7 protein-coding genes and 1 tRNA gene are annotated in these 9,601 nt (G+C 43.9%); 2 read left to right on the top strand and 6 right to left on the bottom strand.

All coding sequences use genetic code 11. From position 1 onward, the window contains the following. Positions 1 to 119 precede the first annotated feature (119 nt). From CDG79_RS36640 to fbp, 5 genes are all read right to left on the bottom strand, one after another. Positions 120 to 1,523, bottom strand: coding sequence for a cobyrinate a,c-diamide synthase (locus CDG79_RS36640; protein ID WP_094346469.1), 1,404 nt, complete (start codon positions 1,521 to 1,523; stop codon positions 120 to 122). 137 nt (positions 1,524 to 1,660) lie between these two features. Continuing rightward, the gene (gene opcA / locus CDG79_RS36645) at positions 1,661 to 3,022 is read right to left on the bottom strand and encodes a glucose-6-phosphate dehydrogenase assembly protein OpcA (protein WP_094346474.1); all 1,362 of its coding nucleotides are present in this window, start codon (positions 3,020 to 3,022) and stop codon (positions 1,661 to 1,663) included. A gap of 100 nt (positions 3,023 to 3,122) precedes the next feature. Beyond that, a complete protein-coding gene (zwf, locus tag CDG79_RS36650; protein ID WP_094346470.1) occupies positions 3,123 to 4,652 on the bottom strand; it encodes a glucose-6-phosphate dehydrogenase in 1,530 nt (509 codons plus the stop codon). A gap of 151 nt (positions 4,653 to 4,803) precedes the next feature. Then, entirely contained in the window at positions 4,804 to 5,949 is a 1,146-nt protein-coding gene (gene tal / locus CDG79_RS36655; RefSeq protein WP_094346471.1) for a transaldolase, read from the bottom strand. A 320-nt stretch (positions 5,950 to 6,269) separates the two neighbouring features. Then, positions 6,270 to 7,319: a class 1 fructose-bisphosphatase gene (gene fbp, locus CDG79_RS36660; protein ID WP_094346472.1), complete on the bottom strand. Its 1,050-nt coding sequence runs from the start codon at positions 7,317 to 7,319 to the stop codon at positions 6,270 to 6,272. A gap of 336 nt (positions 7,320 to 7,655) precedes the next feature. Here fbp and CDG79_RS36665 point away from each other — a divergent pair, with 336 nt between their 5' ends. Both CDG79_RS36665 and CDG79_RS36670 read left to right on the top strand, forming a co-directional pair. After that, on the top strand, positions 7,656 to 8,360 hold the full coding sequence (locus CDG79_RS36665) for a Uma2 family endonuclease (RefSeq protein ID WP_094346473.1): 705 nt from the start codon (positions 7,656 to 7,658) through the stop codon (positions 8,358 to 8,360). Between the two features lie 182 nt (positions 8,361 to 8,542). Further along, positions 8,543 to 8,614: transfer RNA gene (locus tag CDG79_RS36670), tRNA-Val, on the top strand. Between the two features lie 738 nt (positions 8,615 to 9,352). On the opposite strand, the gene CDG79_RS41735 is transcribed toward CDG79_RS36670, so the two are convergent. Next, positions 9,353 to 9,499, bottom strand: a complete 147-nt coding sequence (locus CDG79_RS41735) for a WYL domain-containing protein (protein WP_143855697.1) — start codon at positions 9,497 to 9,499, stop codon at positions 9,353 to 9,355. Positions 9,500 to 9,601: the final 102 nt, after the last annotated feature.

Genomic DNA, 9,601 nt, shown 5'->3' on the forward strand with positions numbered 1-9,601 from the left:
CCTCTGCCCCTCTGCCCCTCTGCCCCTTCCCTCAAGCTTGTGAGAAATGCGGGTGTAGCAGTCATTATTTACAGCAGTTTTCTTTTGCATGAAGTACAAAGCTACGGGTTTTGAGGCAGTTATTGCTGGAGACAGGAGTCTTTCACACATTTTTTAAGAAACTGTTGGGGAATTTCTCCACTTTCTCCCCAATGCAGATGCACATAAGAGGCATGAACATTTGCAGGGAAACCCCATCCTTCGCATCCCATATTTTCGTCACAGTCGTAGCGAGAAGTTTCAAATAGGGGCTGAGTGGGAGTTATGGTTAAATGGGAACGATGAAACTCATGTCCGTAAACAGTTGTACCTGCCTTTACTAACAGATTATCTTGCAAAGCGACTGCACGACGATAGCCCAAAGTTAAACGCCCACCCATGACAGCAGATGTCGGTAAAACTCCCGCCATCGACCAAGATTTTCCTTCAAAATCAATAATTTGCTCGCATAAATACATCAATCCGCCGCATTCAGCGATCGCAGGCATACCTTTGAGAATTGCTGTTTTTACTCCATCCCGAACGCTGGTATTTTCTGCTAGTTGCTGGGCAAAAACTTCTGGGAAACCTCCCCCAAAATACATTCCCTGTATATCTTTTGGTATTGCAGCATCTTCTAAAGGACTCCAGAAAACCAGTTCTGCACCAAGTTGTTGCAGTAAATCGAGATTGTCTTGGTAGTAAAAATTAAAAGCGCGATCGCGGGCGACTGCAATCCTTACAAAGGAGGGAGGATGAGGCGGAGAAGGGGGATGAGGCAGAGGTTTTGATTTTAACAGGGGTAATAAATGTTGCCAATTGAAACAGCTATCTCCTAAATCGGCGAGGCGATCGATTAAAGCATTGAGTTCGGGGAGTTCTGCTGTGGGAACTAAACCCAAATGGCGATCGGGAATTGTGATGTTATCTTGACGGCGCAGCACGCCGAGAATGGGTAATTGTAAGGGTTCTAGGGAATCTTTGAGAAGAGAGAGGTGGCGATCGCTTCCCACGCGATTTAATACTACCCCAGCTATTTTAATTCGTGGGTCAAAAGATTGGTAGCCGTGAGCGATCGCAGCCACAGAACCAGATAAACGACTGCAATCAATCGCTAACACTACAGGTAAATCTAAAAGTCGGGCGATGTGTGCTGTACTGGCAAAGTCAGTCATTTGTCCTTTGTTTTTTACAAATGACAAATCACTAATGACCAATGACGAAACACCATCAAATAATCCCATCACCCCTTCTACTAGGGCATATTCACTCAGTTGGCTATGACGGGCAAAACATTGCTGAATGTAGGCTTCTGAAGTCAACACTGGGTCTAAATTGCGACAAGGAAGACCAGTTACGTGTTGATGAAACATCGGATCGATGTAGTCTGGGCCTACCTTAAAAGATTGCACCAGGCGATCGCGACGACGTAAAGATGCTAAAAGGGTGAGCGTGACTGTTGTCTTGCCCACCCCACTACGTTCTCCAGCAATAATTACAGACATAAAAAAGTTAGGAATTGAGAGCAAGAAGTTATGAATTATAACTCTTAACTCCTGTACGCGACTAATCGCGTCTCTCCTAATTTTTGTACAGACGCGATGAATCGCGTCTCTCCTGTATGCGATTCATCGCATCTATTTTAATTCGCTAATTTGAAAATACTCGCTGTCACTCCCAGACTTTCTTCAAACAGTGACTCGCGGCCCCAGCGTTGCACCTGCTGACTTAGCAATGCTTCCGCCTTTTGTTCCGAAAGTGAAGTTACCTGTTGAAATAGACCGGCGGATTGGGCACCACCATGTGTTTCCATCCGCATACAACCACCAGTTTCCGAGCAAATGACTGTACCACAATCTGCCTGGGGATTTGTCGAACTGAGGCGCAAGGCAATCAAGTCACCAACAATATCGCCCACATCAGCAACTGGAACTCCTGCTAATTCGGCTTCTACTTGTCGCTGATCTTGAGAAATAAAATGGATGCGAGTGATGTCATAATCACCACTTTCCTTTTCATAAGAAGCTGGCTGCCAGTTTAAGCGACTTGCCAGCCAACCCAGAAATAGCAAAGCTTGGGCGGGGTTGCCTTTTTCGTAATCAATCGTAACGCGGTCAATTTCTTTGAGGGCGGCGCGACGCTTAGGAGAATCGTAGGCTTCAGCTGTCAATTCCTGCCATGATGCGAGGCGACGCCAGTTCAAATCAGCCAAAGGTATACCCGTTTCTACCAATTCTTCTAGGCGGAGTAAATCACTCTCTGGCTCGTTAAAGTTGCAAGAATCGACAATGACGTTATTGCAGATTGCGGCTAGACGCTTGAATAGACTGTTGTTAGGGTCTGGTGTCGCCTTCCACCAGAGAAACTTCGGTAAGCCGCCAATCAACAAGGCTGGAATCATGCCACCGATGCGTTCTAAGGCAGCAGCAGTTCCACTGAGAGTAATGTATTCGCAGCAAATCAGTGTGCTTGACGATTGCTTTTGAATGGGGCAATAGGCAGAAACTTGAGCCTTAACTCCTTCATCTTCGCCAGCAATGGGAAATAGTGCAATGATGCGGCAGGGGTTGCGGAGGGCAATTTCATCAGCAATTCTGGGGCTGCCATTATTTAACCCAGCAGCAGGATGTTCTCCTACAGTCCCACCTCGCTGACCTTTAGAGAATTCTTCTCGTAATACAGTCAGAGTTTCTAGTGTTGCTGTTCCGGTTTCGGGCAGACGGTGTTTATTTTGTACTTCCCGCAATGCTGCTGCCATCTGTGGCCCTAAAATCCCATCAATTGGGCCGTTGTAAAATCCTAAAGCAGCCAACAAATACTGAGTTTCTTCTGGTTCGTAGACCACTAAAGTAAATGTTGTTGCCCTAGTAGCACTGGGAAGTCCACCGTCCTCGCCAGTTATGCCATAGCTTTGCCAAATTTGATTGAGTTCGGCATCTATTTCGTTAAGCGAAATATCTTTCGGTGCCTGGAGGGAAAAAATTGTAGAAGTTTGGGTAGGCATAGTAGTTTTGGATTTTGTCGTTTGTCGTTTGTCATTTGTCATTTGCCATTCGTCATTTGTTTTTGCTAGTGACTAATGACCAATGACTAATGACTAATATTTAGAGTCTGCGCCAGCGACGGCCATCTTGGTTAATTAAGAATTCTGCTTCTGCTGGTTCCCAAGTACCGGCTTCGTATTGGGGAATAGTCTTTGGATCGGTGGGTGCATCCCAAACGGAAAGGGCTGGTGTTACTACTTGCCAAGCTGCTTCTACTTCGTCGGCTCGTGTAAACAATGTTTGATCGCCCATCATACAATCAAGGAATAAGCGATCGTAGGCATCGGATGTTGCTTGGATGCCAAAGGAACCATAACTAAAGTCCATATCAACGGAACGGGTGCGGAATTCTGCCCCTGGCATTTTGACATCAAAACGCAGGGAAATACCTTCATTTGGCTGAATCCGCATCGTCAAAATGTTGGCGTTTGTCTGTTGGGCGGCAGATTGGAACATCCGGGATGGAACTTCGCGGAAGTGAATGGAAATCTCACTCACTTTTTTCGGCATCCGCTTTCCGGTACGCAAGTAGAAAGGAACACCTTTCCAGCGCCAGTTGTCTACCAAAAACTTCATCGCTACATAAGTGGGTGTGGTGGAGTTGGGGTCAACACCTGGTTCTGTCCGATATCCTGGCGCTTCTTGACCTTTCATCCAGCCGGCACTGTACTGACCGCGGACTGCTGACCGCGACAGATTGTGAACATCAGCTAAACGAGTAGCGCGGAGTACCTTCACTTTTTCTGTGCGAATGCTGTCGGCATCCATTGCGTTGGGTGCTTCCATCGCTGTTAAGCAGTAAAGTTGCATGAGGTGATTTTGCAACATATCCCGCAGTGCGCCAGCGCTTTCATAGTAGCCAGCCCGGTCTTCCACGCCTACGGTTTCTGCTACCGTAATTTGCACGTGGTCAACAAATTGACGATTCCACAAGGGTTCAAAAATCGCATTGGCAAAGCGAAACACTAGCAAATTCTGGACTGTTTCTTTACCTAAGTAGTGGTCAATCCGGTAGACTTGATGTTCTTTGCAATATTTCTGTACCACTTGGTTAAGACTTTGAGCAGAAGCCAAGTCTCGACCAAAGGGTTTTTCAATTACTAGACGGTGTTTGTAGGGATCTTCTAGCATCCCGCCGCTTCCTAGCTGCTTAATCGCTTCGGGAAAGAATGAGGGCGCAACGGAGAGGTAGAACATGCGATTACCTCGCGTGCCCCGTTTTTCGTCTAATTCAGTCAGTAAGGTTTTTAGTTTTTGGTAGCCTTCGGGGTTGTCTATATCCCCAGGACTGTAGAACAGACCTTGAGAGAAATCTTGCCAGAGTTCCCCTAAATCGACATCAGGATGTGCCTCTGTCATGCCTTTCTGCATTTGTTCGCGGAAGTATTCATGGCTCCATTCTCGTCGTGCTACACCAACAATGGTAGTTTCTGGAGGAATACGTCGTTCTCGCCGCAATTTATAAAGTGCTGGCACTAGTTTGCGCCAGGTGAGATCGCCAGAAGCGCCAAAGATAACTATAATCTGGGGTTCGGGCATCCCTTGTTGTTGCAGACCAACGCGCAAGGGATTTTCTAGCAGACTAACCATAGGAATTTTGGATTTTGGATTTTGGATTTTGAGATTGGGATTGGGATTGGGTACTGGGGATTGGGTACTGGGGATTGGGTACTGGGTTTTGGGTTTGGGTTTTGGGTTTTAGGTTTTGGAAAATAGTATTTTTAATCTTATTCCCCAGTCCCTACACTGGTGACAATACCTTGATCTTTTCTTCTAAAGAGTTCATCAAGGACTGGAAGGGCTGGATGAATTTGTCAATACCTTCATCTAACAGTTCATCCATGACGGTATCAAGATCGATGTTGATGTCGGGATCTTTGAGGTTTTCGATCAGGGTGTAAGCGTTATCTACATCTGTTTCTAAGCGATCGCTAACGTTACAATGATCGGCACAAGCTTTTATGGTCGCTGGTGGTACGGTGTTAACGGTATCAGGGCCTACCAACTCTTCGATATACATCACGTCGTTGTAGTTGGGGTCTTTGGTGCTGGTACTAGCCCAAAGTAGCCGTTGTACTGTGGCTCCTTTTGCTGCCAACTCTTGCCAACGCTCGCTTCTAACGATCTTCTTGTATTCTTGGTATGCTACCTTGGCGTTAGCGATCGCTACTTTTCCTTTCACAGCTTTTAGCTTTGCTTCCACGGCAATATCATCAACGCCTTTTTTCAACTTAGCATCTATTTTGGCATCAATGTTGCTATCGATCCGGCTGAGGAAGAAGCTAGCGACTGAAGCAATTCTACTGATGTCTTTACCTTCAGCCAGCCGTTTTTCTAAGCCCCGAATATAAGCCCAAGCTGTGTTTATGTAGCTTTCTACAGAAAATAGCAACGTAATATTAACATTCATCCCTTCGGATATTACCTGCTCTACTGCTGGCAAACCAGGTTCTGTACCAGGAATTTTAATCATGAGATTTTCCCGACCAATTTCTTGGAAATAGCGCCGAGCTTCACTTATTGTTGCTTCAGTATCATGGGCGATAGTTGGTGGGACTTCGATACTCACATAACCATCTAGTCTATTCGAGGCTTCATAAACTGGGCGTAAAATATCACAAGCGTTACGGATATCTGCAAAAACTAACGATTCGTAAATTTTATCTATCGGTAAGCCAGCCCGAACTCCGGCTTCTATATCGGCATCATAAATGACATTACCTGCGATCGCTTTTTCAAAGATAGCTGGGTTAGAAGTAATCCCAGATATACCTTGATTTTCAACCATGTCTTTAAGTTCACCTGATTGAATAATGTCACGGGTCAAATTATCCATCCAGATACTTTGACCGTATTGCTTAATTTCTAGTAGATGATTGGTAGCCATAGGTAGTTTATTTCACTCCTGTATAGTGATGTTTCTAAGTAAAGTTGGCAAAACGCATTAATGCTTACTTTTGAATTGTGGCGTTGCCAATCACTTATCGCATCGGCCAGCTGAGATAATCTTTAATTGATCTTCAAAAAGCGCTATTTTGCATCCCCAATCTTAAATCACCATGATTAACGTTTAATTAATGGCAGATGAGAGGACAGCACAACGTAAATAAGCCACCCTTCTAAAACGTCTAAAACCCTTACGTAACACTAACTACGAATTACGTTAGCGTAGCGGGGCGTAGCCCATTACGAATTACGAATTATCTTCTAGTGTCCGTTTTGAATAAAAGACTCCACCTTTGCTACATCTTCTTTGCTACCAATAATTAAAGGTGTGCGCTGATGCAGTTTTTTCGGTACTACATCCAAGATATTCACCAATCCTGTAGTAGCACGACCGCCTGCTTGTTCAATCAAAAAGGCGAGAGGAGCGGTTTCATAAAGCAAGCGCAATTTACCTTCTGGGTTTTGAATTGTACCTGGATAAAGAAATACACCGCCTTGAACCAAAATTCTATGGATGTCGCTCACCATTGCGCCGCTATAACGAGCGCTGTAGCCTTCTGTGCGATGAACGTAGCGGATGTATTCTCGAATCGATTCTTCCCACTGCCAAAAGTTACCTTCATTTACGCTGTAAACGGAACCGTGGTTAGGAATCCGAATATTTTCTTCTGTGAGAATAAATTCTCCTAAGCTGGGATCGAGGACAAAGGAATGAACGCCCTTACCTATAGTATAAACCAGCATCGTGCAAGGGCCATACAGGATGTATCCAGCAGCGAGTTGCTTCCGTCCATTGGTGAGGAGGTCAGTTGCTTTGCCATCGCTATCAGTTCCTTCCTGTTGGCGAATAGCAAAAATGGAACCCAAGCTGAGATTATTATCAGTGTTGGATGAGCCATCAATTGGGTCATACAGCAAGGTATAGCGACCAATAGGGCAATTTTCGGGGATATAGTAAGGATTTTCCATTTCCTCAGAAGCGAGGCGACAAACTAAGCCGCTTTGCTTAAACACTGAGATAAATACCTCATTGGCGTAGACATCCATCTTTTTGACGGATTCTCCTTGGACATTAACTTCCCCAGTAAAACCGAGAACGCCTTCCATTAAACCAGCGCGACTCATGCGGCGTGCAACCAGTTTACCTGCCAAGGCGATGCGATTCATCAGCGCACTTAAATCTTGGGCATCTGGGGAAAAACTCTGAAGTTGCTGGAGGACGTGACGGGATAAGGTTGTACAATCACGATCTAAAGCTCTATCTGTAATTTCATTGATAGACGATTCTAAGGATTCTGGCGTTCTAGCCATTTTGATGTTCTCCGCAGCCACTAGCTGTTAATTGGGTTTTAGTTGTGTATGGCAACTTATGGTTGCTGCTTCTATCTTAGGAAGGTAATTTGAGAACTTAGATGCGACTTTAGATAAACTAAAGAAATGGATTTTCAGTGACTCCTGCACTCAGAGCTTAGATACCTAGCAAGTAGTCTAAGATATTACCAAGATTGAGTCAGTAAGTTATTTAAGTCAAGGGATTACAGAAAGTAGTAAAAGTAACTAAGTCACGGGCTATGATGTGCAGACTGAGCCAACCTATAAGTTATGGAAAACAGGTTTAGATTTATCAATTGGGATTGAGAACTGCTTATGTTCAAGTACAATCCATTAGAGTGCTTACCAACATCCGCAGAATTGCCAGATTCTGATGAAATTCCTGTGGATAACGAATTGCAAATATTAATTCCCAACTTGTTGTTAGCAATATTAGCTGCTATTTGGCAAGCTCGTGATGATTGGTTTTTTGGGATAAACATGGGAATTTATTATACAGCCAATAAACCTGCGATTGTCCCTGATGGGTTTTTAAGTTTGGGTGTAGAACGTTTTGTTGGAGAAAATGGGCGTTCTAGTTATGTACTTTGGGAAGAAGATGGTATTTCCCCAATCTTATCGTTAGAAATTGTTTCCCAAACTTACAATTTTGAATACGAACAAAAGAAAGTAGATTATGCCCAATTAGGCATTTTGTATTATGTAATTTATGCACCAACTCGCTTACGTCGTAAGCGTCAGCGTTTAGAAGTTTATCGTTTAGTTAATGGTGAATATATTTTACAACCAGGCGATAAAGTCTGGATGCCGGAAATTGGTTTAGGTATTGGACGTGAGCGGGGAACTTACCAAAGAATCACACGAGAATGGTTGTATTGGTATGACGAAAATGGTAATAGATATTCAACACCAGAAGAAGTAACAGTTAAGCAACAGCAAGAACTAGAGCAAACACAACAACAGCTTCAGGAACTTTTAGCTAGATTACAACAGAAGGGAATTAACCCGAATAATTTCTAAATAATTGACGCTGGCAGAAAATATATAGCATTTCCCAAGCTAGTAAGGTACACCTGTAGGGGCACGGCTGTGCCGTGCCCCTACACCTTGCGATATAATGTTGTACCTCATCTGAATGGGAACAGCTATATTTATTTTTGCAACCGTAAATCTGGGTTAGTTATGATAATATAAACAATCTTGGGCGATTAGCACAGTGGTAGCGCACATCCTTCACACGGATGGGGTCACTGGTTCAAATCCAGTATCGCCCACTTAATATATAAGACTTACGTAAAACTACATCTGAATTCAACTATAGCGCTTCTCGGTCTATTGAAGTACATCTCAAAACCTCACCCCCAACCCCTCTCCTTGCTAAGGAGAGGGGAGATAAAGCTTATTCTTTCTGGGGGTGAGTTTAAGCTGTACCTCAGTTGCTTAGTAAGCGCTATATAAGTTTGTGGCAACAGCAACATTATGGGTTGAAGCTAGGGTTTTTATATAAATGACGAATTTTTAATGCTTTTTTACTTTCTCTGCGGCGGGGTTGGCAAAAGTTGTAAATGCGTATTGTCTCGTAGACCCCGCCGATATCTTTCTGCTTAAAGGTTTCAGGGTTTTCATGGGTATGTATTTTGATTGAATTTTGCTGTAGCTTTATACCCCGTCGCAAATGGCATCTAGACATTAAGCTGGGTAAGGGTTTAAATAAGAGTGGGCCGCTTCTCTTCGGAGAAGTGGAATTAATGGAAACAAACTGCATAGATTGTCCGCGTCGGTTTTGAGTTGGTCGCTTCTCTTCAAAGAAGTGGAATTAATGGAAACAAGTATTTCCATGCTGCAAATATATGTTTGTCTGGCTCGCTTTTCTTTTGAAAAGGGGAATTAATGTCTCTTCCAGCTTTAATATAGTCTCGTGAACAACAAGATCCCCGACTTCTCAAAGAAGTCGGGGATCTACTGCCTACAATTCTCACAAATCAAATATTGTTATATATTGTTATTTATTACTACTCATAAACCCGAACGATCGCATCACCAATTGCCTTAACCTTAACCATCAAGGCTTCTGGTTGCGTCACCTTCACATTACCACCAAAGCCAACAATCCACCGCAGAAACTCTACATCACGGGGTAAATATAGCGAAGCTGTCACCAGGGGCAAGATAGCCTGAAAGTATTGCGGTGAAAGACTTTCAGACTACAAGGTTCTCAGATATACGAACAAAGCGTATTTTTAGACACATTCACCCCGTCT

This window comes from Nostoc sp. 'Peltigera membranacea cyanobiont' 232, assembly GCF_002245985.1.
In the GTDB taxonomy this organism is placed as follows: Bacteria; Cyanobacteriota; Cyanobacteriia; order Cyanobacteriales; family Nostocaceae; genus Nostoc.

Bases quoted from the DNA above. Each gene is read 5' to 3' on its own strand.
- CDG79_RS36640 (WP_094346469.1), bottom strand. From the start codon at position 1,523: ATGTCTGTAATTATTGCTGGAGAACGTAGTGGGGTGGGCAAGACAACA.
- zwf (WP_094346470.1), bottom strand. From the start codon at position 4,652: ATGGTTAGTCTGCTAGAAAATCCCTTGCGCGTTGGTCTGCAACAACAA.
- CDG79_RS36665 (WP_094346473.1), top strand. From the start codon at position 7,656: ATGTTCAAGTACAATCCATTAGAGTGCTTACCAACATCCGCAGAATTG.
- opcA (WP_094346474.1), bottom strand. From the start codon at position 3,022: ATGCCTACCCAAACTTCTACAATTTTTTCCCTCCAGGCACCGAAAGAT.
- tal (WP_094346471.1), bottom strand. From the start codon at position 5,949: ATGGCTACCAATCATCTACTAGAAATTAAGCAATACGGTCAAAGTATC.
- fbp (WP_094346472.1), bottom strand. From the start codon at position 7,319: ATGGCTAGAACGCCAGAATCCTTAGAATCGTCTATCAATGAAATTACA.